This window comes from Labrys okinawensis, assembly GCF_002982075.1.
Classification (GTDB): Bacteria; Pseudomonadota; Alphaproteobacteria; order Rhizobiales; family Labraceae; genus Labrys; species Labrys okinawensis_A.
In genome coordinates this window covers 108,139-130,832 of record NZ_PUEJ01000013.1, presented here as the reverse complement: position 1 = coordinate 130,832, position 22,694 = coordinate 108,139, and the positions used below count along the sequence as shown (strand labels likewise).

Here is a 22,694-nt window from a genome sequence, read left to right as displayed (position 1 = left end):
CCCACGCAAAGCGCAGGCTTCTCAACTGTATGGAAGCTATCTCTTAGATACCACTTCCAGCCTTTTCAGGCGAAACATGAATGCCGCATTCGACCTTGGACTTGCCGCGCCAGCGTCCGGCGCGGGCATCCTCGCCTTCGGCGACGCGGCTGGTGCAGGGCATGCAGCCGATCGAGGGGTAGCCCTCGGCGACCAGGGGATGCGGCGGCAGGTCGTGGCGTTCGAGATAGTCCGTCACGTCCTTGGAGGTCCAGTCCGCCAACGGATTGACCTTGATGCGTCCGGCATCCGCCTCGAAATATTGCAGGGCCGCGCGAGTCGAAGCCTGATGGCGCTTGCGGCCGGTGATCCAAGCCGAGAAGGGCTCAAGCGCGGTGTCGAGCGGGTCGACCTTGCGGATCCAGCAGCACATGTCCGGATTGCTGTAGGCCAGCAGCCGGTCGGAGTCTTCCTGTTGCACCAGCGCCTGGCGAGGCGAGGCCGTGCGCAGGTCTGTGAGGCCGAGCCGGCGGGCGAGTTCGTTGCGATAGAGCAGGGTCTGGCTGAACAGCCGGCCGGTATCGAGGAAGATCACCGGCGTGGCACGGTCGATTTCCGCCACCATGTGGAGGAGGGCAGCCGATTCAGCGCCGAAGCTCGACACCAGGGCGATGCCGTCCTTGTAGAGCGACAGCGCCGCGCGCAGCACGGTCTGCGCATCGGCATTGTGATATTGCGCCGCCAGGGCGAGCGCCTGCGCTTCCGGATCGATGGCTGGGTTGGCCAAATCGAGGTTCACGGAAGCGACCGAAAGATCAAGCACGCTGTCCATAGAGTGCCTCCTTGAAGGGCGGCAGGCCGACACGGCGCACCGCCTCCAGGAATGTTTCCTGTGGGGAGAGACGCAGGCCCAGATAGGTGTCGACCACCTTCTCGACCGCGTCGACGATGCCGTCGGCGCCGAAGCCGGGGCCGACGAGTTCACCGATCGAACAATCCTCGCGGGCCGAGCCGCCCAACGTGATCTGGTAGTTTTCCACGCCCTTGCGGTCGACGCCGAGAATGCCGATCGCCGCGACGTGATGATGGCCGCAGGCATTGATGCAGCCGGAGATCTTGATCGGCAGGCTGCCGATTTCCGCCTGGCGTGCGGGCGAACCGAAACGCTCGGACAGGCCCTGCGCAATCGGAATGGCGCGAGCATTGGCAAGCGAGCAGTAGTCGAGGCCCGGGCAGGCGATGATGTCGGTGATCAGCCCTTCATTGGCGGTGGCGAGGCCCGCGTCCTGCAGGGCCGCGAACAGCGCCGGCAGGTCGTCGAGCTTCACATGCGGCAGCACGAGATTCTGGAGATGGCTGATGCGGATCTCGCCCAGCGAATAGCGGTCGGCGAGATCGGCCACCAGGTCCATCTGGTCGGAGGACGCATCGCCGGGAATGCCGCCGATCGGCTTGAGCGAGATGGTGGCGATGCCATAGCCCGGCTGCTTGTGGGCATGGACGTTCACCGACACCCAGTGTGCGAAATCGGCATCCTTCGCCTTGGCCTTGTCGAAGACCGGCGTCTGGCCGATCGTCTCGAACGGGCCGGCGACGAAATATTGCTGCATCGCCGCCACCGAATCCGGCGTCAGCTTGAGGGCGCCGTCACGGATCCGTTCGAACTCGGCTTCGACTTCCTCGCGGATGGAATCGAGACCCTTTTCGTGAACGAGGATCTTGATGCGCGCCTTGTACTTGTTGTCGCGACGGCCCTCGAGATTGTACACGCGCATGATCGCCTCGGTGTAGGTGAGGAGATCCGCTTCGGGCAGGAAATCGCGCAGGGCCTTGCCGACCATGGGGGTGCGGCCCTGGCCGCCGCCGACGAAGACGCGGAAGCCGATCTCGCCAGCCTCGTTGCGCACGATCTGGTAGCCGATGTCGTGGACCTTGACCGCGGCCCGGTCTTCCTCGGCGCCGGTGATGGCGACCTTGAACTTGCGCGGCAGATAGGACAGCTCCGGATGGGCCGTCGACCACTGGCGCATGATCTCGGCATAGACGCGCGGATCGGCGACCTCGTCAGCGGCGGCGCCGGCGAAATGGTCGGCCGTGACGTTGCGCATGCAATTGCCGGAGGTCTGGATGGCATGCATCTCGACATCGGCGAGGGCCTGCAGCACATCCGGCACGTCCTTGAGGGCGATCCAGTTGAACTGCAGGTTCTGGCGGGTGGTGAAATGGCCGTAATGACGGTCCCAGCGGCGGCCGATGGTCGCGAGGGTGCGCAACTGCTTGGAAGAGAGCGTGCCATAGGGCACGGCAATGCGCAGCATATAGGCATGCAGCTGGAGATAGACGCCGTTCATCAGCCGAAGAGACTTGAACTCCTCCTCGGTGATGTCGCCCTTGATGCGGCGCTGCACCTGGTCGCGAAACTCGGCGACGCGCGCATTCACGAAGGCGTGGTCGAATTCGTCATAACGGTAGAGGGCACCCATTATTCGGCAGCCTCGGCGAGTTCGGTCTTGGGCAGATAGGCGATGGTCGGGCCCAGCGCCCGGATGGCTTCGCGCAGCTTGGCGGGACGGGGCCTCTCGCCGCTGACGTCGAGCTCGACGGCGTAGATCTCGACGACGTCCTGCTCATTGGCGGCGGCGTTGACGCTGGCAAGGATCGCATCGGCGGTGGCCTGATCGGGTTCGATGGCGCTGTCGGCCACGTCGAGCGACCAGCTGCCGCTGGGGGTGCGGAACACCACGCGCCCATCCCTGAGGCGGTTGGCTGTGATAGCGAGCGGCATGACGAAAACCCCTTTTTGGAATTCGTCCACGATATCGGTTCTCGCGCGCAATTTGTCAAATAGATTTCAATACATAAAAATAACGTAAATTAAAGTGGTCGCGAAAATTCGATATATCGATCAATGCGATGGCTAAAAAGGCATGCATCCTGGACAAGGCTGCCCGGCGGTCATGCAACCTTCCGGCGATAGGAATAACGGCTGATTTCTGTAGAAAAGGCGAGCGAGCGGTAGAGAGACCGGCCGGCATCGTTGCCTGCAACCACGGGCAGGCAGGCCCCTTTCGCACCCTGCTCGTCGCGAGCCCAGGCAAGCAGGGCGCTGACCGCATTGTAGGCATGGCCCCGGCGCCTGAAGGCGGGATCGGTCGCCACCGCGTTGATGCAGACGATGCCATCGTGCGCCGCACCGAAGGCGAGGGCGGCGGGGCGGCCGTCCTCGGCCGGCGACACTGCATAGCCGGCCGGAACGGCGACGGCGCCGAACAGGGCTCGGGCATGAGCGGCAGTCGCCGGGGAGAATTTCTGAAGCCGTGCGTGGGCCTCGAACCAGCTGTCGTCAAGACTCGGCTGCACGAAGGCTACGCCGTGCTCACCATAGGGCGGTGCGGCAGCGAGGTCGCGGTAGAGCACGCAGCTCTCATCTTCGCCCGGTCCGTATCCGGCCTCGTCCAAGGCGGTGCCGATATCCTGCGACGATACGCTCGACAGGCGAAAGATGGTGGGCAGGCCATGGTGGGTGTAAAATGCCTCGGCTGAGCGAATCTGCTCTCCCGGCTGTCGCGCGCCGGGCCAGAGCAGGCTGATGGAGTTGGCCCGCTTGGTATACCCATGCGAGAAGCGCAGCAGCCAGCCGTCGAGCCATACCGTCTTCAAGGCTGGCCAGCCGTTCAGGCATGCCTCTTCCACCCGCCGCGCCAGCACGTCCTTGTTGTCCGCCATGGTTGATGCACTGCCTGCTCGTTGAAACCTGGGTCGCCCGCCGCGTAGATCGCCGATGAGGCGCTTGTCTCCACGCCGGACCACCTATCCTTTTGTAGCCCAGGCTTGACCGGTTGGTCGACTTGAGCTTTGCGGCAGGCTGCCCCTACAAGGCTGGCTACCCCGGACGTGTCGTGAGTCATGGATAGTAGCAAGGCCATGACTGACGACGCGTTCCGCCGGCACCTCGCGGTGCCCTAAGTGTCGAGCGGTTGAACGAACTCGTCTGGAATCGCAAAGACGCTCGAGCCAATTCGTCGGATTGGCTTGGAAACAAGGAGCAGGAGCAGACGGGCGTTCGGTCGTGAACGCGCTTTGTTCCAGCGCATTGACGTTTATCGGAGCTTGCCATGTTGCGTCTGGAACCCCGCCATACCGCCCTCGTGATGATCGATCTCCAGAATTGGATCGTCGGCCGGCCGGTGGCGCCGCATTCGGGCGGGGATGTCGTCGAGCGGTCTTTGCGAATCGGCAAGGCGCTGCGCAAGGCGGGCGGCACGGTCATCCTGGTGAGGGTGGCTTTTTCCGATGGCTATGGGGATGTGGTGAAGGTTCCCGTGGATGCGCCCATGATCCTGCCGGAGGACAAAATGCCTGCCGAAGCGGTTGCCTTCGATGCGAGAATCAACCCGTCGAAGGCCGATGTGGTGATCACCAAGCGCCAATGGAGCGCCTTTTATGGCACGGAACTGGATTTGCAGCTGCGTCGGCGCGGCGTCGACACTGTCATCATCAGCGGTATCGCCACCAATTTTGGCGTCGAGGCGACGGTGCGCGATGCCTTTGCCAGCAACTATGCCGCGATCGTGGCCGAGGACGCCACCAGCAGCATGACGGCGGAGATGCATCGCTTCTCGATCGACCACGTCCTGCCGCGCGTCGCCCGCATTCGGTCGAGCGGGGTGATCATCGATGCCCTCAAGGAAGCGATGAGGGATTGAGGGGCTGGGTATCGCCATCCATCCTCAATTATCGAGCAAAGCCGGGCGGGAGAACTGCTCGACGATAAAATCCAGGAATACCCGGACCTTGGGCACGAGATGGCGCTTGGAGGGGTAGATGGCAAAGATCGCGGTCTCCACTCCAGTCCAGTCCACCAGCGCCTGTTGCAGGCGGCCGGCGCGCAGATCTTCTTCCACATAGGTGAGAGGAATGAGGCTGAGGCCGAAGCCGGCCAGCAGCGCCTCGCGCACCGCCACGCTCGATGTCACCTTGTAGCGTCCCTTGATCGGCACGCCGACGGTTTCTCCGTTCTTGGCGAAGGTCCAGTGATTGACGTGACCCGACAGGCTGAACTGCACGCAATTATGCTGGCGCAGATCGTCAGGAGCGGAGGGCAGGCCCGTTCGCGCGAAATAGGACGGAGCCGCGCAGACGATGTGAGGAACCGCCATCAATTTGCGGGCGACGAGGCTGGAATCCTCCAGGATATCGCTGCCGCGAATGGCGACGTCATAGCCTTCCCTCACGATGTCGATCCGGCGGTCGTCCATGTTGAGGTCCAGCGACAGGCCGGGATTGGCCTCGAGAAAGGCCGGCAGGGCAGGGGTGAGATGCCTGAGAGCCATGGTCATGGGGGCACTGACACGCAGGAGCCCGGTCGGCGCCAGCATGAGGGCTCCGATGGAGGCGCCGGCATCGTCGATATCGTCGAGAATCTGGCGTACGCGTTCATAATAGAGCGAGCCCGCTTCGGTGAGGCTCATGCGGCGGGTGGTGCGGTTGAACAGGCGCACCGAAAGATGCGCCTCGAGTTCGCCGATATTCTTGCTGACCGCTGCCGGCGACAGCCCGAGGGCCCGGGCCGCCTCGGCAAAGCTGCCACGCTCGACCGCCTGGCGAAAAGCCTTGAAAGCCGTCAATTGATCCATCGATTGAACACCTGTGGTAGTGAATATCGTAATCTGATGGCATATTATCACTTGGTGGTGGCTGCATAAAATCATGGCCTCGATCGCGGATGCGATCCCATGATGCAGGTGTGCCGTGACCTTTCTCGCCAAGAGCCCCGTTGCCGAGGCCTCGCTGATCGAGGCGCATTGGAAATCGACCATCGAAGACCGGATGTCGGCCAATCATTTCGATCCTTCACATGTCCTGTCCGAACACGAGATCGGCGAACTGGTCAGGCTGGCGACGCTGGCGCCGTCCGCCTACAATCTGCAGAACTGGCGCTTCATCGCGGTGCGCGGGGCGCAAGCCAAGGCCCGCCTGCGTGAAGCCGCCTATGGCCAGGCCAAGGTGAGCGAGGCGGCCGTCACCTTCATCGTCTGCGGCACCTTACCCGGCAGCGTCGATCTCGGCGCAAGGCTGCGCCCGTCGGTCGAGGCGGGCCTGATGCCCGAGGGCATGGCGGAAGGCTGGGTGGAGGCGGTCCGCCGGCAGTTTAAGGGCAACCCCCAAGCCGAACGCGACGAGGCGATCCGTTCCGCCAGCCTCGCAGCCGCCACGCTGATCCTGGCTGCGTCCGCATCGGGCCTTGCCTCGGCACCGATGACGGGCTTCGACCCCCAGGCGGTCAGGGAGGAATTCGGCCTCCGACCGGAAGAGATTCCGGTGATGCTGGTCGCCGTCGGTCTGGCGGCTGGCGGCAACTGGCCCCAGAAGCCGAGGCGGCCGCTGGAAGAGGTGATGGTGCTGTCATGAGCAGTCTCAGTCAGGCTTCCCCGGGCGGCATCATGGGCTATGGCCGTTCTTTCGACGTGCTGCTCACGGCAATCGCGCCGGCGGTATGGGGCAGCACCTATATCGTCACCACTCAGCTCCTGCCGCCTGGCTACCCCATCACCGTGGCGATGCTGAGGGCGCTCCCCGCCGGCCTGCTGCTGCTGGCGCTGGTGCGGCAATTGCCGGCGGGACAGTGGTGGTGGCGGGTCGTGGTCCTGGGCGCCCTGAATATAGCCTTCTTCCTGACAATGCTGTTCATCGCGGCCTATCGGCTGCCGGGCGGCGTGGCTGCGACCATTGGCGCCATCCAGCCCTTGATCGTGATCTTCCTGACACGTGCCGTGCTGGGCACGCCGGTGCGGCTGGCGGCGATCGCGGCGGCGCTGGCCGGCCTTGTCGGTGTCGCCTTGCTGCTGATCGCGCCCAGGAGCGTGGTGCTGGATCCAATCGGCATCATCGCGGGCTTGGCCGGAGCGGTCTCCCTGGCGCTGGGGACGGTGATGAGCCGGCGCTGGCAGCCGCCTGTCTCGACGCTGGCCTTCACGGCCTGGCAGCTCACGGCGGGAGGCCTGTTGCTGATCCCCGTGGCTTTCTGGCTCGAACCGCCTTTGCCGGCGCTCAGCCCGCAGAACATGGCAGGCTTTGCCTACCTTGCCCTGATCGGCGCGGCGCTGACCTATATGCTCTGGTTCCGCGGCATCGCCCGGCTCGGCCCCTCGGCCGTGGCGTCCCTGAGTTTCCTCAGCCCATTGACCGCCGTGGTATTGGGCTGGGGCCTGCTCGGCCAGTCGCTCACCCTGCTGCAGTTGCTCGGCATGGCGATGGTGATCGGCAGCGTCTGGCTGAGCCAGAAGGTCCAGGCCGGAGCTGGGAAGTAGGGAAAGGTCATCCCGCACGCATTGCAGCACGAAGTGGTGCGATGCAGATGCGGGACCGCGTCGTAGTACCGGATTTGGTGAGCGGTCCCGTGTCTGCGAAGCAGCATTTCATGCTGCATCGCGCACGGGATGACCGCGCCGGTCAGGCCGGCACCGGCGCGTCCTCGCGCAGCAGGCCTTCGCTCTTGAGGTCGTCCCACAGTGCCGCGGGGATCTTGGCGCCCATGATCTCGGCGTTGCGGGTGACTTCCTGGGGCGACTGGCCGCCGGGAATGACGGAAACCACCTGGGGATGGCCGAGCGGGAATTTCAGCGCGGCCTCGACCAGCTTGACGTGATGGGAGGCGCAGACCCGCTCGATCCTGGCGACGCGGTCGAGGATTGCGGGTGGCGCCGGATCGTAATTGTAGAACGCACCCGGGCGCGGGCCCGTCGCCAGGATGCCGGAATTGTAAGGGCCGCCCAGCACGATGCCGATCTTCTTGTCGGCGCAATAGGGCAGGAAGCTGGTGAGGGCTTCCTGTTCGAGCAGTGTATAGCGGCCGGCCAGCAGGAAGACGTCGAAATCGCCGGCGCGGGCCAGGGTCTCGGCCACCTGCCATTCATTGATGCCGGCGCCGATCGCCTTGACCGTGCCTTCGCTGCGCAACTGCTCGAGCGCGCGATAGCCGCCCTCCATCAACTCCTTGATGCGCTGGTCGGAAGCCTCTTTCGAACCATGGGTGAAGATGTCGACATCGTGGGCGAGCAGCACGTCGATGGTGTCGATGCCCAGGCGCTCCAGCGAGAATTCCACCGAGCGCATCACCCCATCATAGGAATAGTCGTAGACCTCACGGCGGGACGGCGTGTCGAAGAACTTGCCGATGCCGGTGCGCTGATCCGGCGGCACCACCTTGAGCAGGCGCCCGATCTTGGTGGAGAGGACGTAGTCCTCGCGCTTGCGCCGGCGCAGCAGGGGGTTGAGGCGCGTCTCGGCGAGGCCGAGGCCATAGAGCGGTGCGGTGTCGAAATAGCGGATGCCGGCGCCCCAGGCCGCATTGACGGTAAGGGCGGCGACATCCTCGTCGAGGGCGCGGTAGAGATTGCCGAGCGGGGCGGTGCCGAATCCGAGTTCGGTAAAGGGAATTACCGCGCCGGAACGGCTGGTGTGCTTGCGGATGGCGAATTTGCTGTCGGGCAATTTGTTGGTCATGGCCTCTCTCTTCACAGGTCTTCGAACAAGGTGGGGTTTTCGGCGGCAAAGGCCACCAGTTCCGTGATGACGGAATCGAGATGCGCCTCCATGGCGCTGGCCGCGGCATCGGCGTCACCGGACCGCAGGGCCGTGACGATGGCCTGGTGGTCGACCAAAGTGAGGGCTATGTGCCGGGGTGAGGAGAGCAGCCGGCGGACGCGGTCGAGATTGGCGCGGGCTGCCTCGACGGCCGCCTTGACGCGGGCAAAGCCGAGGGCGTCGAGCAGAGTGAGATGGAATTCGAGGTCGAGCAGGTGAAAGCCGCGACGGTCGCCGGCCTCGGCCGCAGCCTCTTGGTAACGCAGATTGCGCTCGAGCGTCGGCAGCAGCCTGTCGTCATGGTCAAGGGCCAGGCTGCGAACCGCCTGCGCCTCCAGGGCGCGGCGGATGAACATGCTTTGGCGCACCTCGGCGAGCCGGATGCGCGAGACGCGGGTGCCGCGCTGCGGCAGGATCTCCACCAGGCCTTCGCCCTGCAGGCGGGCCAGGGCTTCGGAAACGGGAAAACGCGATACACCCAGTCTCTCGCAGAGGGCTGATTTGTCGATATCCTCGCCCGGCGCGAGCTCGAAGCCGATGATGGCTTCCCTCAATACGGCCAGCACGCGCTCCGTCGTGCCGCCGCGGCCCGTGAGGCCGAGCGGCTCGAGAAAGGCATAAGAGGCTTTGACCGCAACGTCTGACATGCTAACATGTTAGCAATGCCCGTTGGCTTTGCCTAGAGCAAAGCGCGGTTTCTCCGAACCGCACTTTTCTCTAGCTCCTTGTTTCGACGCGTCTTTGCGATTCTTGGTGGTTCCGTCAAATCGCAAAACGCTACAGCTCCTTTTCAACTGGATGTCGTCATGCAGATCGTTCCCAAAACCGCCCGGACCTTGCGCCTCAATGCCAGGGACAATGTGCTCGTCGCCATCGACGTGATCGAGCCCGGGGCGGAGGTCGAGGGTGTGGCGGCGCTGCAGCGCGTGCCCAAGGGGCACAAGATCGCCGTCGCGCCGATCGGCGAGGGCGAGCCGATCGTCAAGTTCGGCCAGATCATCGGCTTCGCTTCTCAGCCGATCGTACCGGGTTCGCACGTCCATTCGCATAATTGCGAGTTCCATGCCTTCGAGCGCGATTATGCTTTCGCCGAGGATGCCCAGCAGGAAGCCATTCTGCCGCTCGATCAGCAGGCGACTTTCCAGGGCTATCGCCGCCCCAACGGCAAGGCGGGCACGCGCAACTATGTCGCCATCCTCACCAGCGTGAACTGCTCGGCCTCGGTGGCCCGTTTCATGGCGGATGCCTTCAACCAGTCCGGCATCCTGGCCGACTATCCCAATATCGACGGCGTGGTGCCTTTCGTGCACGGCACCGGCTGCGGCATGGCCGACAAGGGCGAGGGCTTCGAGATCATGAAGCGCACGCAGTGGGGCTATGCCTCCAATCCCAACATCGCCGCCGTGCTGCTGGTGGGCCTGGGCTGCGAGGTGTTCCAGATCGGCCGCATGAAGAGCGAATACGGCATCGTGGAGGGCGATCATTTCCAGACCATGACGATCCAGGATACCGGCGGCACGCGCAAGACCATCGAGCAGGGCATGGAGCGTATCAAGGCGATGCTCCCGCTCGCAAACCAGGCCAGGCGCGAGACGATTCCCGCTTCCGAGCTGATCCTGGCGCTTCAATGCGGCGGTTCGGACGGCTATTCCGGCATCTCCGCCAATCCCGCTCTCGGCGCCGCCGCCGACCTGCTGGTGCATCATGGCGGCACGGCCATTCTTTCCGAAACGCCTGAGATTTACGGCGCCGAGCACCTGCTGACCCGCCGCGCCGCCAGCCGCGAAGTCGGCGAGAAGCTGGTCGAGCGCATCAAGTGGTGGGAAGAATATACGGCCAAAAACAATGGCTCGATGGACAACAACCCGTCTCCCGGCAACAAGGCCGGTGGCCTGACCACCATTCTGGAGAAATCTCTCGGCGCCGCGGCCAAGGGCGGCACGACGACGCTGACCGCCGTCTATGAATATGCCGAACCCGTGAAGGAGAAGGGCTTCGTCTTCATGGACACGCCCGGCTACGATCCCGTCTCGGCCACCGGGCAGGTCGCCGGCGGTGCCAATGTCCTGTGTTTCACCACCGGCCGTGGCTCGGCCTATGGCTGCAAGCCGACGCCGTCGATCAAGCTCGCCACCAATTCCGACATCTATCGCCGCATGCAGGACGACATGGACATCAATTGCGGCGACGTGCTGGAGGGCGTCTCGATCGAGGAGAAGGGCAAGGAGATTTTCGACAAGATCCTGGCCGTCGCCTCGGGCGAAAAGTCCAAGTCGGAAGAACTCGGCTACGGTTCCAACGAGTTCGTGCCCTGGCAGGTTGGCGCGACGATGTAGTTTCGGAAGCGGCCCGGATTGTACGCCACTTGTTATTGCCGGGCTTGACCCGGCAATCCAACGCTTCAGGCCGGCGCGTGGCCGCCCCTGGATACCCGGAACAAGCCCGGGTATGACAAGTGCCGAGCCGTTCTCTGATCAAAGACTTCTGCCATGCCCTTCATCTCCCATAACGGTCATCGCACGCATTATCAGACACTCGGTGCCGGTCTACCCGTCGTTCTCCTGCATGGGCATTTGCTGAGTTCCCGATGCTGGCTCGAGGGCGGCTTCGCCGAAGCGTTTCTGGCCGATCACATGGTGGTGCTGGTGGATGCGCTCGGCCATGGCCAGAGCGACAAGCCGGCTGATCCCGCCGCCTACCGCCTCAAAGACCAGGCCGGCAAGGTGGCGTCTGTGATGGATGCCCTCGGCATCGAGAGGGCGGATGTCATCGGGCATTCGATGGGGGCGTGGACTGCGGCCGGCATGGCGAGGCACTGGCCCGATCGCCTCCAATCCCTGACGCTCGGTGGCTGGGACCCGGTGAAGGGCGTCGCAGCGGCCTTTCCGCCGGGTTTCGAGGGGCCGTTGCTTTTCGAACAGGCCCTCGAACTGGCGCGGGCCTTCGTGCCGCATCTGGTCTCCTGGGTGACGCCCGAGGACGAGCCGGGCCTTCGTGCCAGCTGGGATGCGCTCGCCGAAATGGATGGCCTGGCGGAGGCCTTGCTGTCGGGCCGGGCGCCGGTGCTGATGTGGTGCGGCCGCGACGATATCCGCGGGCGCCATATGAAGGTCTTCGCCGAGCGCCATGGCGTCGAGATGATCTGGACCGCGGGCAATCACAACAGCGTCGTCTATGAGCACGCGCCCGAGGGGGCGCGGGCCGTCAGGGCCTGGCTCAGGCCGGATGGCTAGGATGCCGGCCGTTTCTCCGGCACCGCGAGGAAAGCCAACAAGGCAAGAGCCGCGATGATCGCCGCGGCGAAGAAGGGCGCGCCGGGCAGTTCGATCACGGCTTGCTTGCCGGCGAACAGGCCGAAAAGCTGGGTCGCCATGGCCGGGCTCAGAATGGCGGTAATGCCCATCAGGCCGGAGATCGCGCCCTGCAACTCGCCCTGAGCATCGTCGTCGACCTGATGCGACATCATGGCGTTGATGGCTGGCATGGCAATGCCGGCAAGGCTGGAGAAGCCAAGCAGCGCGTAGATCATCCAGCCCTTGTTGGCCAGGCCATAGGCGACCAGCACGGCCGCCTCGAGCGCCAGGCAGATGGCGGCGGTCCGCCATTCGCCGAGAAGCCGGATGATGGCGCCGACCAGGCCGCCCTGCACGATCCCGGTGATCACACCGAAGGCCGCCAGCGACAGGCCGACATCGAACTCGCTCCAGCCATAGCGGTAGATCGTGTAGTAGGCCCAGATGGCCGGGTAGACATTGTTGGCCAGGAAATGCAGGAACAGCACCAGCCCGGCGCCGAGCAGGAAGGGGTGGTGGCGAAAGGCGATCAGGGTGCCGAGCGGATTGGCGCGGGACAGCGAGAAGGGGCGGCGCTTTTCGGGCGGCAAGGTCTCCGGCAGCACGAAATAGCCATAGACGAGATTGGCGATCGACAGGGCCGCCGCGGCGAAGAAGGGCGCCCGCGGGCCCAGCCCGGCAAGCAGGCCTCCCAGGGCCGGACCCAAGGCGAAGCCGACACCGAAGGCTGCGCCGATCATGCCGAAGGCCTTGGCGCGCTCCTCGGGCTTGGTGATGTCGGCAATGAAAGCATTCGCCGCGCTGTAGGAGGCCCCGCAAATGCCGGCGATCAGCCGTCCGAGGAAGAGCCAGGCGATGGTCGGGGCGAAGGCGGTCAGCAGATAGTCGATGCCGAGGCCCCCGATGGAGAGCAGCAGAATCGGTCTGCGCCCGTGCGCATCGGAGAGATTGCCGAGGATCGGGCCGAACAGGAACTGCATGGCCGAATAGGCCACGAACAGCCAGCCGCCGATCACCGAGGCCTGGGCGATTTCGACATGGGCGACGTCCTCGATCAGGCGCGGCAACACGGGAATGATGATGCCGAGGCCGATCATGTCGATCAGCACGGTGACAAGAACGAAGGTGAGGGCGTGAGGGCTGGTCTTCGATTCCGTCATGGGCCACCCTATCTGAAATACCAGATCCTCCGCAGGTTGTCCTTCTAGCCGGCCGCAGCCGCGGCGTGCAATCGGCGAAGCCGCGGAGACGGGATTGGTTCTCGCTTGGCGCAATCGCGCAACAATCGTAGAGAGGGCGCGATAGCGTCTGTCGGCCCGTTGCGGACGCGCCTTGCTCTTGGAATGAAGGAATAGAGGATGTCGACGGATTGGAGCGGAGATCTGACCACGGTGATCCCGCCGGATCATCCGCTGCGTGGGCGCGTGGTGCCGCCGGGCTCCAAGTCGATCACCAACCGGGCTCTGCTGGTGGCGGCGCTGGCCAAGGGCACCAGCCGCCTCACGGGGGCGCTGAAGAGCGACGACACCCGCTATATGGCGGTGGCGCTGCAGGCCATGGGCGTGACCGTCGAGGAGCCCGACGCGACCAGCTTCACCGTCATCAGTTCCGGCCGCCTGATGAAACCGGCGGCGCCGCTCTTCCTCGGCAATGCCGGAACAGCCACCCGCTTCCTGGCCGCCGCCGCGGCCCTGGTCGACGGTGACGTCGTGGTGGATGGCGATGCCCATATGCGCAAGCGCCCGATCGCACCGCTGGTTGCGGCACTCGGAGCGCTTGGCATCGCAGCCGAGGCGCCGACGGGGTGCCCGCCGGTCACCGTGCATGGCAAGGGCAGTTTCGGGGCAGGGCGCGTCGAGATCGATGCGGGACTGTCGAGCCAATATGTCTCCGCTCTGCTGATGGCGTCCGCCTGCGGCACGGAGCCCGTGGACATCGTGCTGGCGGGGGGCAAGGAGGGCGAGGAGATCGGCGCCCGCGGCTATATCGACCTGACCCTCGCAACCATGCGGGCTTTCGCGGCCGAGATCGAGCGGCCTGATGCCCGCACCTGGCGCGTGGCCCCGACCGGCTATCGCGCCACCGACTATCTGATCGAGCCGGACGCCTCTGCCGCGACCTATCTGTGGGCCGCCGAGGTGCTGACGGGGGGCGCCATCGACCTCGGCGTTCCCGCCGAAGCCTTCACCCAGCCGGACGCCAAAGCCCATGCCCTGATCGCGGCTTTTCCGCATCTGCCGCCGGTGATCGACGGTTCCCAGATGCAGGATGCGGTGCCGACGCTGGCCGTTCTGGCCGCCTTCAATCAGACGCCCGTGCGCTTCACCGGCATCGCCAATCTGCGTGTCAAGGAATGCGACCGGGTGTCGGCGCTTGCCGACGGTCTGACCCGCATCCGCCCCGATCTCGCCCGCGAGGAGGGCGACGATCTCATCGTCGCCTCCGATCCCGGCCTGGCGGGCCAGACGCTGCCGGCTTCGATCGACAGCTATGCCGATCATCGCATCGCCATGAGCTTTGCGCTGGCCGGGCTGAAGATCCATGGCATCTCCATCCAGGATCCGAGCTGTGTCGCCAAGACCTATCCTGGCTATTGGCAGGCGCTGGCCTCGCTCGGGGTGCAACTGGAGGAGAGCCGCGCGTGAAAGCAGGCTGAGGCGGGGGGCAGTGGTGTGATGATGACGGCTTCTCCCGCGCACAAGCCTGTGATCGTCTGGTTTCGTGACGATCTGCGCCTGCGCGACAATCCTGCCTTGCATGCCGCCTGCCAGGCCGGCGTTCCCGTGCTTTGCCTCTATATCCACGAACCGGCGGGTGAAGGACGGCGGCCGGAAGGTGCAGCTCTCTGGTGGCTGCACGGCTCGCTTGCAGCGCTGGATACGGACCTTCGTGAAAGAGGCGGGCAGCTGCACGTCCTTGCCGGCGCGGCCGAGGAAATCCTGTCTACGACTGTGGACAATCTCGGCGCCAGCGCCGTCTACTGGAACCGGCGCTATGATCCCGCCGGCCGGGATCTCGATACGGGAATCAAGGCCAGCCTGCGCGCTCGCGGTGTCGAGACGCATAGCTCCAACGGCTCGCTCCTGCGGGAACCCTGGACGGTTTCTTCCCAGTCGGGCGCGCCCTATCGCGTCTTCGGAGCCTTTTGGCAGGCCCACCGGCAGGGCGTCGTCGATCCGCCCCTGCCGGCGCCGGCCGCATGCGCCTTTACGCCGCTTCCGGAAGCGTTCGCTCGGCGCTTTGACTATCCAACCGGCCTCGAGCCTGATCCGCAGCGCCCCGATTGGGCCGCGGCGATGCGTGGGGACTGGAGGCGCGGGGAGGCGGCGGGGCTTGCCTGCCTGCAGGACTTCCTCGACGAGGATTTGGCCGGCTATGCCGACAATCGCGATCGTCTCGATGGCAGGACGACATCGCGGCTATCGCCCTACCTGCGCGCCGGCAATGTATCCGCACGGCAACTTTGGCATGCCCTGTCGGTGCGGCAGGATGGCGGCATGGCGGCCGGCGATCGCGACATCGAGAAGTTCAAATCGGAACTCGGCTGGCGCGAATTTTCCTATTCCCTGCTCTATCACTGTTCGCCTTTGCACGAGCGCAATCTCCAGCCGGAATTCGACGCCATGCCCTGGCGCCGGGACAGCCAGGATCTCGCCGCCTGGAAGCAGGGCATGACCGGCTATCCCGTCGTCGACGCCGCCATGCGTCAGTTGTGGGCAACCGGATGGATGCACAACCGCGCCCGCATGATCGTGGCCTCCTTTCTGGTCAAGCATCTGCTGATCGATTGGCGGGACGGGGAGCGCTGGTTCTGGGAGACCCTGGTCGATGCCGATCCGGCCAACAATCCGGCGAGCTGGCAATGGGTGGCCGGGTCGGGCGCCGATGCCGCGCCCTATTTCCGCATCTTCAATCCGGTGACCCAGGGCGAGAACTTCGATCCGGAGGGGCGCTTCGTGAAGAGGTGGCTGCCGGAGCTCGGACGCCTGCCCGCTCCCCTCGTTCACCGCCCCTGGACAGCCTCGTCCGCACAGCTCGATGCGGCCGGCATCCGCCTCGGCAAGACCTATCCCCTTCCCATCGTCGATCACAAGATCGCTCGCGAAAGGGCGCTGGGGGCATGGCGTTCGCTGCGCAGCTAAGGCTCGATGGCGAAGGCCAGGACCATGGCCAGCAGCGACGTCGCAGCCCCTACCGCGATAAGGTTTCTGCCGCTAGGTTGAGGCCCGTTGAGTCTGAGGGGGGAGCCATGGCGGAATTGAACAGCGCGGTTGCACTGGCCGAAGCGATCCGGAACGGCAAGGCGTCCGCGCTCGAAGCCGTCGAGGCCAGCCTGGCCCGGTCGACCCTGGCGCAACCGCGGATCAATTGCTTCACCGAGATCTATGCCGAAGAGGCGCGCGAGCAGGCCGCCCGCGTCGACGCGCTGCCTCTTGCCGAGCGGGCGGGACTGGCCCTGTGCGGCGTGCCGATCGGCATCAAGGATTTCACCCCCATCGCCGGCAAGCTGACGACTTTCGGCTCGAAGGTCTTTCGCGACCACGTCGCCGAGCGTGATCCGGTGATCGTGCGTCGCCTGAAGGCGGCCGGAGCCGTGATTGTCGGCCATACCACCACGCCGGAATTCGCCTATTCCGGCCATACCCAGAGCCCCCTGTGGGGCATCACCCGCAATCCCTGGAATACCGAGTTCAGCGCGGGCGGCTCTTCGGGTGGCTCGGGGGCAGCGGTCGCCGCCGGCTGCGTGATGCTGGCCGAAGGCACCGACATGGGCGGTTCGGTGCGCATTCCCGCTTCGCTCTGCGGTGTGGTCGGGCTGAAGCCGAGCTTCGGGCGTATCCCGATGGATATCCTGCGCACGCAATATGACACGCTCGCCCATTTCGGGCCGCTGGCGCGTTTCGTCGATGACGCCGCCCTGTTCCTGGCGGTCAGCGAAGGACCGGATGACGCGGACGCCCTGTCCCTGCCGGCCCTGCCACCGGCATTTCCCGTCGCGCCGGCGCCGGCCCGCCCGCGCCTTGCCGTTTCGCTCGATCTCGACACCCATGCGATCTCGGACGAGGTTGCCGACCTGTTCCACCGGCTCGTCGACGATCTCGCCCGGTCCGGTGCCGAGGTAGCCTGGGTGAAGACCCCGTTCAGCGTGCAATCGGTCCTCGATTGGGAGGATCTGTGGGCCTATTGCTTTGCGGGCGATGTCGGGCATCTCCTCGAAGGGCATCGGGGCGATCTCGATCCGAACGTGGTCGCGCTAATCGAGGCCGGCCGCAAGCTCGATGCCGTCAAGCTGAGAGCCATCGAGCACCGTCGCACCGCTCTGTGGCGGGCTTTTGCCGAAGTGCTCAGGGGATACGATGCCCTTTTGTGCCCCACCACCTGCACGACCGCGCCCTTTGCCGATCCCGCCCGGCGCGAGCGTGACGAGATCCTGCCCGACGGCCGTTTCAAGTCGGTCGACATGACCGGCCATTTCAACCTGACCAGTTCATGTCCGGTCATTTCAGTGCCGATGGGCCTCGGCGCCAGCGGCATGCCGGCCGGCGTGCAGATCGTCGGCCATCGCCATGACGACCGCGGCGTGCTGGCGTTGGCCAAATGGATCGAGGGGCTGCGGCCTCCCACCTTCCCGGCCGCCGCCTGACGCATTCCCCCGAATTTTTTACACGAAAGCCCCTGTCGCCATCATGTGGACACCTCTGTCGGACCTTCCCGCCCATAATCCGCCCAAGCCGCTCCATGGCGTGCGCGTCCTCGAACTCGCCCGCATTCTGGCCGGACCCTGGGCCGGGCAGCTCCTCGCCGATCTCGGCGCCGAGGTCATCAAGGTGGAGCGGCCGGGGCAGGGCGACGATACCCGCACCTGGGGCCCGCCCTTCATCACCACGGAAGACGGCGAGAATCTCGGTGCGGCCTATTTCCATTCCTGCAACCGGGGAAAGCGCTCGCTTGCGCTTAATTTCGAGACGGCCGAAGGGGCCGACCAGGTCCGCGCCCTCGTGCGCGACGCCGATGTCGTGCTGGAGAATTTCAAGGTCGGCGGTCTCAAGAAATACGGGCTCGACCACGAAAGCCTGAAGGCGATCAATCCGCGCCTGGTGACATGCTCAGTCACGGGATTTGGACAGGATGGTCCGTATGCCTCCAGGGCAGGCTATGACTTCATGATCCAGGGCATGGGCGGCATCATGGATCTCACCGGCGATCCCCAAGGCGAACCGCAGAAGATCGGCGTCGCCTTCGCGGACGTCTTCACCGGAGTCTATGCGGTAGTCGGCGTGCAGGCGGCTCTGCGGCGGCGCGAGATGACGGGGCTGGGCGGGCATGTCGACATGTCGCTGTTCGACGTGCAGCTCTCCGTGCTCGCCAACCAGGCGATGAACTATCTCGCCTCCGGCAAGAGCCCGACGCGCATGGGCAATGCCCATCCCAACATCGTGCCCTATCAGGTGTTTCCGGCCAGCGACGGCCACATCATCATCGCCTGCGGCAATGACAGCCAGTTCGTCAAGCTCTGCGGCGTGCTCAACATCCAGGATCTCGCAGCCCACCCCGATTATCTCACCAACAAGGATCGGGTCCGCAACCGCGACACCCTGGCGGCCCTGATCGCCGGATTGACCGGGCGACGCACCAAGGCGGATCTGCTGGCATCATTGGAAAAGGTCGGCGTGCCGGCCGGCCCGATCAATTCGGTCGCCGATGCCCTGCATGATCCCCAGGCCACCCATCGCGGCATGATCGTCGACCTGCCGCATCCAGGCGTGAAGGGCGGTTCCATTCCTTCCGTGCGCACGCCCATCCTGATCGATGGCAAACCGATGGTGGCACGCACGGCGAGCCCGGACCTGCCGAAGACTTAGAGGGATTGGGGTGCCGATCTCCAGATCGACATTCTCGGAACCTGTGCCGACAAGGAAATCCGATCCCCCTCCATCTCTTGATGGAGCTGAGGAGGTCGGCACACCGACGTCGCGCTCATCCGGGTTCAAGGCCATGCGTAAGTTCGATGCATGGAGCAAAAAGGCCGCTGCTGGAGCCAATGCAGTTCACTTAAGCGTTTCGGGGTGCTCGACCTTTGTCATTGCCGGGCTTGGCCCGGCAATCCAGCTCCCCGACGGTTCGTCCGTGCGGCTTCTGGGTAGCCGGGTCAAGCCCGACTATGACAAATTCGGAGCGGTTCCTGCTTAAGTGAACCGTATTAGCTGCTGGAGCGGCCTTTTCCGTCTGTTAGACCGGTGCGGGTGGGCAAGGTCTCCTGTCTTCAGCTGAAGACCTTGAAGCGGTCATTGTCGTTCATGAAGCTCTTCTCGGGGAAGGGCTGTTCGTTGGAGCCGAAGGGCATCTGGGCGCGCAGCTTCCAGGATTTCGGCACATCCCATTCCTTCTGCACGGCCTCGTCGACCAGCGGCGCGTAATGCTGCAGGCTGGCGCCGATGCCATGCTCGGCCAGCGCCGTCCATACGGCGAACTGGGCCATGCCGCCGGACTGCTCGGACCAGACCGGGAAGTTGTCGGCATAGAGCGGGAATTTCTCCTGCAGGCTCTTCACCACGTCCTGGTCCTCGAAGAACAGCACGGTACCGGCGCCGGCGGCGAAGGAATCCATCTTGGCCTCGGTCGAGGCGAAGCTGTCGGCCGGCACGATCTTGCGCAGAATTTCCTTCGTCAGATGCCAGAACTTGTCGCTCTGCTTGCCGAACAGGATCACGGCGCGCGAGCTCTGCGAATTGAAGGAGGAAGGCACATGCTTGATCACGTCCTGGATCAATCTGCTGATCTCTTCCTCGCTCTTGGGCAGCGTCTTGCCCAGGGCGTATTGGGTGCGGCGGGTCTTGATATGGTCGATGAAGGTTTTGGACATGAGGTGTCTTCTCTATCTTCTTGACGGCGGGGAGGAGCCATCATGGGCGGAAGGTTCTATCGCGGCTTTCCATGCCCGAAACGAGCCGGCATGGCTACCGCGACAATCTCGATGGTTAGATGGGAAAACGTTGAGATGTCGTAGCGCTTCCCTCGGAGAATGGAACAGCGTTGCCAAAAGGCCAGACGGACCGCTGCGATCCGTCTGGCAGTTGGCGACGCAAGGCCGGGCCGGCCCGGCCTTCCTCCTCAGGCGGTCGCAACGGTTTTCCGGTTGAGCACGGCGTCGACGCTGAGGCTGCCGGCACCGAAGGCCACGATCTGGAGCAGGCCGCCGGCCATGGCGATGTTCTTGAAGAAGTGGATGAACTGGTTCTGATCGCCCAGATTGTTATGGAAGAAAGCGGCGGCGGCGACCGAGAACACCGCCATGGCAAGGGCGACGAGGCGGGTCTGGTAGCCGGCGATCAGCAGGAGGCCGCCGACAAGCTCGACCAGGATGGCGATGATGACGCCGAGATAGGGAAGCGGCAGGCCGACGGCTGCGATGTAGCCGGCCGTGGCGGCAGGCGCCGTCAGCTTGCCGAAGCCACTGAGAAGAAAGATCGCCGCGATCAGTACGCGGCCGAGCAAGGGGGTGTAGCGAACGTCTGAGGACATGGCAGTTTCTCTTTATGATTGGGGAGGCGGTGAACGGGACTATCCCCTCAGCCTTTGATCTCGGTGAAGTGCGCACTTTCCAGCGCCTTGGCCAATGCATCCGTGGCACCCGAGGGGGCGAGGGCCACGATATGGATCTTCGGAAGCGGCGAAGCCTGCTCCTTGGCGGAGGCAGGGAAACTGGCTTTGCGTCCGAACAGGCAGTCCAACAGGCTGGTGATAGACATGGCGTGCACCTCATCTGAACTTGACGCCGTTATCTCAAAGATTGATGTCCAGGAAAATATGGATAATATAGACAAATAGGTTCGAGAAAGTTGATATGTCAGATCCCCGTCCCACGCTCGACCAGCTTCAGGTCTTCCTGGCCATCGTCGAGGCCGGCAGCTTCGCGGGCGCGGCTCGCCAGCTCGGGCGGGCCACCTCGGTGGTCAGCTATACCATTGCCAATCTGGAAGCCCAGCTCGGCCTGGAGCTCTTCGATCGCCAGTCCACCCGCAAGCCCCAGCTCACCGAAGGGGGCAAGGCCATGCTGGCCGAGGCTCGCGTCGTGGCGCGCGGTGTCGGGAGCCTGATCGCCAAGGCCAAGGGGCTCACCTCCGGGCTGGAGGCCGAGGTCACGCTGACTGTCGATGTCATGTTGCCGCCCTGCGCCCTGGTGCGGGTGCTCAACGCCTTCCAGGCGGAGTTTCCCACCGTGTCGCTGCGCCTGCATGTCGAGGCGCTCGGCGCCGTCACCCAACATGTGCTGGATGGCATTGCCGATCTCGGTGTCGGTGGGCCGCTCTCGCGGGACATCATCGGCATCGAGCGGCGCGGCATCGGTTCCATCCGCCTGATTCCCGTGGCCTCTCCCTCGCATCCTCTGGCCGGGCTCGGCAGCGAGGAGGCCGATGTCAGGGCGCAGGAGCATGTGCAGCTTGTCCTGACCGATCGCTCCAAATTCACCGAGGGACAGGAATTCGGCGTGGTCAGCTCGAAGACTTGGCGCATCGCCGATCTCGGCGCCAAATTCATGCTGCTCCGCTCGGGCATCGGCTGGGGCAGCATGCCGGAGGACATGGTGAATGACGACATCGCCGCTGGCCGGCTGGTGCGCCTGGCCATGACGGGCTGGGACCGCAATCTCTACCCTCTGCAGAGTATCCGGCGCACGGATACCGCTCTCGGCCCTGCTGCGAGCTGGCTGCTTGCCAAGCTGAAGGCGGCGCTGGACGAGACCGGCGAGGCACTTGCCGCTGCGCGTAGCGCGGCGTAAGCGCAGCAAGGAGCCCGCCTCGCCTTGGAAGGCAACAGGTCGCTGATGAGAGCGGCCTATCGCGGTGCCGTCCCCTTCATCGGCACGACGGTGACCTTGGTGCCGTAGCTCTGAAGCGCTTCCAGATATTCGGGCTTGATGCCGTCATCGGTGATCAATTCGTCGATGGCGGAGAGCTCGCAGAAAGTCGAGAAGGAAGGCGCCGAGAATTTCGAGCTGTCGACCACTACGATGGTGCGGCGGGAAGACTGGATCATCTTGCGCTTGAGCGAGGCGACTTCGAGCGCGGCGTCGGTGAGGACATTGCCGCTGACGGCATAGGCGCCGGTGACACAGACATCGGCATGCACGGTGTTGAAGAAGCTCTCGCCCGGCTCGCCCCAGAGCGAGCGCCAGCCGCCGGGCCGAATGGTGCCGCCCGGCATGATCACGCGCCAGCTCGGTACGTCGGAACTCACCTGGGCGATCTCCAGGCTGTTGGTGACGACGGTGAGGGAAAGATCGCGCAGGGCGGCGGCCCGCACTACTTCCATCACGGTGGAACTGGCTTCGAAGATCACGCTCTCGCGATTGTTGATGCGCAAGGCCGCCTCGGCGCCGATGGCGATCTTCTGGGCGCGCTGCATATGGGCGTTGATCTGCGATTCACGTTCGAACGTTGCCTGCAATGGCGGCACCAGCAGGGCGCCGCCATGGGTGCGCTCAAGATAGCCACCTTCCATCAAATGTTCGAGGTCGCGGCGAATGGTCGATTGCGAGCCACCGATCGAGTCGGCCAGTTCCTGGATGGAGGCCGCCCCGTTGATGCGCAGATGCTCCAGAATGAGCGCCCGCCTTTTGGCGGGGATGATCTCGACGCGTTTGGTGGGGGCTTCCATATAATGCGGGCTCCTTTAGAGCGTTTTCCAGAAAAGTTGACAGACTTTTCGATTAAGAAAACGCGTCAAAACAAGGAATAAGAGAGCAAAGTGCGATTCGGAGAAATCGCACTTTGCTCTAGGCGTGTGGATCATCGATACGGCCCCGAAGGGGATGGACCACCCCGGCGCCGCAGG

At 64.5% G+C, this 22,694-nt stretch carries 23 protein-coding genes; 11 read left to right on the top strand and 12 right to left on the bottom strand.

The window, feature by feature from the left end; genetic code table 11:
- Nucleotides 1–43: 43 nt before the first annotated feature.
- From C5L14_RS26965 to C5L14_RS26950, 4 genes are all read right to left on the bottom strand, one after another.
- On the bottom strand, nt 44–811 hold the full coding sequence (locus C5L14_RS26965; RefSeq protein ID WP_105865148.1) for a phosphoadenylyl-sulfate reductase: 768 nt from the start codon (nt 809–811) through the stop codon (nt 44–46).
- Nucleotides 795–2,462, bottom strand: a complete 1,668-nt coding sequence (locus C5L14_RS26960; protein WP_105865147.1) for a nitrite/sulfite reductase — start codon at nt 2,460–2,462, stop codon at nt 795–797. The genes C5L14_RS26965 and C5L14_RS26960 overlap by 17 nt, the downstream gene beginning before the upstream one ends.
- On the bottom strand, nt 2,462–2,764 hold the full coding sequence (locus tag C5L14_RS26955) for a DUF2849 domain-containing protein (protein ID WP_105865214.1): 303 nt from the start codon (nt 2,762–2,764) through the stop codon (nt 2,462–2,464). Before C5L14_RS26955 ends, C5L14_RS26960 begins: the two co-directional genes overlap by 1 nt.
- A 170-nt stretch (nt 2,765–2,934) precedes the next feature.
- Nucleotides 2,935–3,705: a GNAT family N-acetyltransferase gene (locus tag C5L14_RS26950; RefSeq protein ID WP_105865146.1), complete on the bottom strand. Its 771-nt coding sequence runs from the start codon at nt 3,703–3,705 to the stop codon at nt 2,935–2,937.
- A 389-nt stretch (nt 3,706–4,094) separates the two neighbouring features.
- On the opposite strand from C5L14_RS26950, the gene C5L14_RS26945 reads away from it, so the two are divergent.
- Complete coding sequence (locus tag C5L14_RS26945; protein ID WP_105865145.1) at nt 4,095–4,685, top strand: hydrolase; 591 nt, start codon at nt 4,095–4,097, stop codon at nt 4,683–4,685.
- Between the two features lie 24 nt (nt 4,686–4,709).
- Here C5L14_RS26945 and C5L14_RS26940 read toward each other — a convergent pair whose 3' ends face one another.
- Complete coding sequence (locus C5L14_RS26940; protein WP_105865144.1) at nt 4,710–5,615, bottom strand: LysR family transcriptional regulator; 906 nt, start codon at nt 5,613–5,615, stop codon at nt 4,710–4,712.
- Nucleotides 5,616–5,730: 115 nt separating this feature from the next.
- On the opposite strand from C5L14_RS26940, the gene C5L14_RS26935 reads away from it, so the two are divergent.
- On the top strand, nt 5,731–6,390 hold the full coding sequence (locus C5L14_RS26935; protein ID WP_245443604.1) for a nitroreductase family protein: 660 nt from the start codon (nt 5,731–5,733) through the stop codon (nt 6,388–6,390).
- Entirely contained in the window at nt 6,387–7,289 is a 903-nt protein-coding gene (locus C5L14_RS26930) for an EamA family transporter (protein ID WP_245443603.1), read from the top strand. The genes C5L14_RS26935 and C5L14_RS26930 overlap by 4 nt, the downstream gene beginning before the upstream one ends.
- Nucleotides 7,290–7,431: 142 nt before the next feature.
- Here the strand turns inward: C5L14_RS26930 and C5L14_RS26925 are convergent, their stop codons facing one another.
- Together C5L14_RS26925 and C5L14_RS26920 are read right to left on the bottom strand one after the other, a co-directional pair.
- On the bottom strand, nt 7,432–8,484 hold the full coding sequence (locus tag C5L14_RS26925; RefSeq protein ID WP_105865143.1) for an aldo/keto reductase: 1,053 nt from the start codon (nt 8,482–8,484) through the stop codon (nt 7,432–7,434).
- Between the two features lie 11 nt (nt 8,485–8,495).
- On the bottom strand, nt 8,496–9,212 hold the full coding sequence (locus tag C5L14_RS26920) for a GntR family transcriptional regulator (protein ID WP_105865142.1): 717 nt from the start codon (nt 9,210–9,212) through the stop codon (nt 8,496–8,498).
- Between the two features lie 159 nt (nt 9,213–9,371).
- On the opposite strand from C5L14_RS26920, the gene C5L14_RS26915 reads away from it, so the two are divergent.
- Together C5L14_RS26915 and C5L14_RS26910 are read left to right on the top strand one after the other, a co-directional pair.
- Nucleotides 9,372–10,901: a UxaA family hydrolase gene (locus tag C5L14_RS26915; protein WP_105865141.1), complete on the top strand. Its 1,530-nt coding sequence runs from the start codon at nt 9,372–9,374 to the stop codon at nt 10,899–10,901.
- A gap of 153 nt (nt 10,902–11,054) precedes the next feature.
- On the top strand, nt 11,055–11,798 hold the full coding sequence (locus tag C5L14_RS26910; protein ID WP_105865140.1) for an alpha/beta fold hydrolase: 744 nt from the start codon (nt 11,055–11,057) through the stop codon (nt 11,796–11,798).
- Here the strand turns inward: C5L14_RS26910 and C5L14_RS26905 are convergent.
- Nucleotides 11,795–13,018, bottom strand: a complete 1,224-nt coding sequence (locus C5L14_RS26905; RefSeq protein ID WP_105865139.1) for a TCR/Tet family MFS transporter — start codon at nt 13,016–13,018, stop codon at nt 11,795–11,797. The genes C5L14_RS26910 and C5L14_RS26905 overlap by 4 nt on opposite strands.
- A 198-nt stretch (nt 13,019–13,216) precedes the next feature.
- Here C5L14_RS26905 and C5L14_RS26900 point away from each other — a divergent pair, with 198 nt between their 5' ends.
- From C5L14_RS26900 to C5L14_RS30160, 5 genes are all read left to right on the top strand, one after another.
- Nucleotides 13,217–14,503 (top strand): 3-phosphoshikimate 1-carboxyvinyltransferase, encoded by a 1,287-nt coding sequence (locus C5L14_RS26900; RefSeq protein WP_105865138.1) that lies wholly within the window; start codon nt 13,217–13,219, stop codon nt 14,501–14,503.
- 30 nt (nt 14,504–14,533) lie between these two features.
- A complete protein-coding gene (locus C5L14_RS26895; protein ID WP_342588437.1) occupies nt 14,534–16,000 on the top strand; it encodes a deoxyribodipyrimidine photo-lyase in 1,467 nt (488 codons plus the stop codon).
- A 107-nt stretch (nt 16,001–16,107) separates the two neighbouring features.
- A complete protein-coding gene (locus C5L14_RS26890) occupies nt 16,108–17,502 on the top strand; it encodes an amidase (RefSeq protein ID WP_181161349.1) in 1,395 nt (464 codons plus the stop codon).
- A gap of 43 nt (nt 17,503–17,545) precedes the next feature.
- A complete protein-coding gene (locus C5L14_RS26885) occupies nt 17,546–18,721 on the top strand; it encodes a CaiB/BaiF CoA transferase family protein (RefSeq protein WP_105865136.1) in 1,176 nt (391 codons plus the stop codon).
- Nucleotides 18,722–18,854: 133 nt separating this feature from the next.
- Entirely contained in the window at nt 18,855–19,049 is a 195-nt protein-coding gene (locus C5L14_RS30160) for a hypothetical protein (RefSeq protein WP_146127031.1), read from the top strand.
- Between the two features lie 73 nt (nt 19,050–19,122).
- Here the strand turns inward: C5L14_RS30160 and C5L14_RS26880 are convergent, their stop codons facing one another.
- The 3 genes from C5L14_RS26880 to C5L14_RS26870 form a co-directional block, all read right to left on the bottom strand.
- Nucleotides 19,123–19,722, bottom strand: coding sequence for a nitroreductase family protein (locus tag C5L14_RS26880; RefSeq protein ID WP_105865135.1), 600 nt, complete (start codon nt 19,720–19,722; stop codon nt 19,123–19,125).
- 248 nt (nt 19,723–19,970) lie between these two features.
- A complete protein-coding gene (locus tag C5L14_RS26875) occupies nt 19,971–20,381 on the bottom strand; it encodes a DoxX family protein (protein ID WP_105865134.1) in 411 nt (136 codons plus the stop codon).
- Between the two features lie 47 nt (nt 20,382–20,428).
- Nucleotides 20,429–20,608 (bottom strand): hypothetical protein, encoded by a 180-nt coding sequence (locus C5L14_RS26870; protein WP_105865133.1) that lies wholly within the window; start codon nt 20,606–20,608, stop codon nt 20,429–20,431.
- Between the two features lie 95 nt (nt 20,609–20,703).
- Between C5L14_RS26870 and C5L14_RS26865 the strand changes: the two genes are divergently transcribed.
- Nucleotides 20,704–21,639, top strand: a complete 936-nt coding sequence (locus C5L14_RS26865; protein ID WP_105865132.1) for a LysR family transcriptional regulator — start codon at nt 20,704–20,706, stop codon at nt 21,637–21,639.
- Nucleotides 21,640–21,695: 56 nt separating this feature from the next.
- Here C5L14_RS26865 and C5L14_RS26860 read toward each other — a convergent pair whose 3' ends face one another.
- Nucleotides 21,696–22,517: a DeoR/GlpR family DNA-binding transcription regulator gene (locus tag C5L14_RS26860; RefSeq protein WP_105865131.1), complete on the bottom strand. Its 822-nt coding sequence runs from the start codon at nt 22,515–22,517 to the stop codon at nt 21,696–21,698.
- Nucleotides 22,518–22,694 lie beyond the last annotated feature (177 nt).

Excerpts from the sequence above, each read along its gene's own strand:
- C5L14_RS26965 (WP_105865148.1), bottom strand. The coding sequence starts at position 811 with ATGGACAGCGTGCTTGATCTTTCGGTCGCTTCCGTGAACCTCGATTTG.
- C5L14_RS26960 (WP_105865147.1), bottom strand. The coding sequence starts at position 2,462 with ATGGGTGCCCTCTACCGTTATGACGAATTCGACCACGCCTTCGTGAAT.
- C5L14_RS26955 (WP_105865214.1), bottom strand. The coding sequence starts at position 2,764 with ATGCCGCTCGCTATCACAGCCAACCGCCTCAGGGATGGGCGCGTGGTG.
- C5L14_RS26950 (WP_105865146.1), bottom strand. The coding sequence starts at position 3,705 with ATGGCGGACAACAAGGACGTGCTGGCGCGGCGGGTGGAAGAGGCATGC.
- C5L14_RS26945 (WP_105865145.1), top strand. The coding sequence starts at position 4,095 with ATGTTGCGTCTGGAACCCCGCCATACCGCCCTCGTGATGATCGATCTC.
- C5L14_RS26940 (WP_105865144.1), bottom strand. The coding sequence starts at position 5,615 with ATGGATCAATTGACGGCTTTCAAGGCTTTTCGCCAGGCGGTCGAGCGT.
- C5L14_RS26930 (WP_245443603.1), top strand. The coding sequence starts at position 6,387 with ATGAGCAGTCTCAGTCAGGCTTCCCCGGGCGGCATCATGGGCTATGGC.
- C5L14_RS26925 (WP_105865143.1), bottom strand. The coding sequence starts at position 8,484 with ATGACCAACAAATTGCCCGACAGCAAATTCGCCATCCGCAAGCACACC.
- C5L14_RS26920 (WP_105865142.1), bottom strand. The coding sequence starts at position 9,212 with ATGTCAGACGTTGCGGTCAAAGCCTCTTATGCCTTTCTCGAGCCGCTC.
- C5L14_RS26915 (WP_105865141.1), top strand. The coding sequence starts at position 9,372 with ATGCAGATCGTTCCCAAAACCGCCCGGACCTTGCGCCTCAATGCCAGG.
- C5L14_RS26910 (WP_105865140.1), top strand. The coding sequence starts at position 11,055 with ATGCCCTTCATCTCCCATAACGGTCATCGCACGCATTATCAGACACTC.
- C5L14_RS26905 (WP_105865139.1), bottom strand. The coding sequence starts at position 13,018 with ATGACGGAATCGAAGACCAGCCCTCACGCCCTCACCTTCGTTCTTGTC.
- C5L14_RS26900 (WP_105865138.1), top strand. The coding sequence starts at position 13,217 with ATGTCGACGGATTGGAGCGGAGATCTGACCACGGTGATCCCGCCGGAT.
- C5L14_RS26895 (WP_342588437.1), top strand. The coding sequence starts at position 14,534 with ATGATGACGGCTTCTCCCGCGCACAAGCCTGTGATCGTCTGGTTTCGT.
- C5L14_RS26890 (WP_181161349.1), top strand. The coding sequence starts at position 16,108 with ATGGCGGAATTGAACAGCGCGGTTGCACTGGCCGAAGCGATCCGGAAC.
- C5L14_RS26885 (WP_105865136.1), top strand. The coding sequence starts at position 17,546 with ATGTGGACACCTCTGTCGGACCTTCCCGCCCATAATCCGCCCAAGCCG.
- C5L14_RS30160 (WP_146127031.1), top strand. The coding sequence starts at position 18,855 with ATGCGTAAGTTCGATGCATGGAGCAAAAAGGCCGCTGCTGGAGCCAAT.
- C5L14_RS26880 (WP_105865135.1), bottom strand. The coding sequence starts at position 19,722 with ATGTCCAAAACCTTCATCGACCATATCAAGACCCGCCGCACCCAATAC.
- C5L14_RS26875 (WP_105865134.1), bottom strand. The coding sequence starts at position 20,381 with ATGTCCTCAGACGTTCGCTACACCCCCTTGCTCGGCCGCGTACTGATC.
- C5L14_RS26870 (WP_105865133.1), bottom strand. The coding sequence starts at position 20,608 with ATGTCTATCACCAGCCTGTTGGACTGCCTGTTCGGACGCAAAGCCAGT.
- C5L14_RS26865 (WP_105865132.1), top strand. The coding sequence starts at position 20,704 with ATGTCAGATCCCCGTCCCACGCTCGACCAGCTTCAGGTCTTCCTGGCC.
- C5L14_RS26860 (WP_105865131.1), bottom strand. The coding sequence starts at position 22,517 with ATGGAAGCCCCCACCAAACGCGTCGAGATCATCCCCGCCAAAAGGCGG.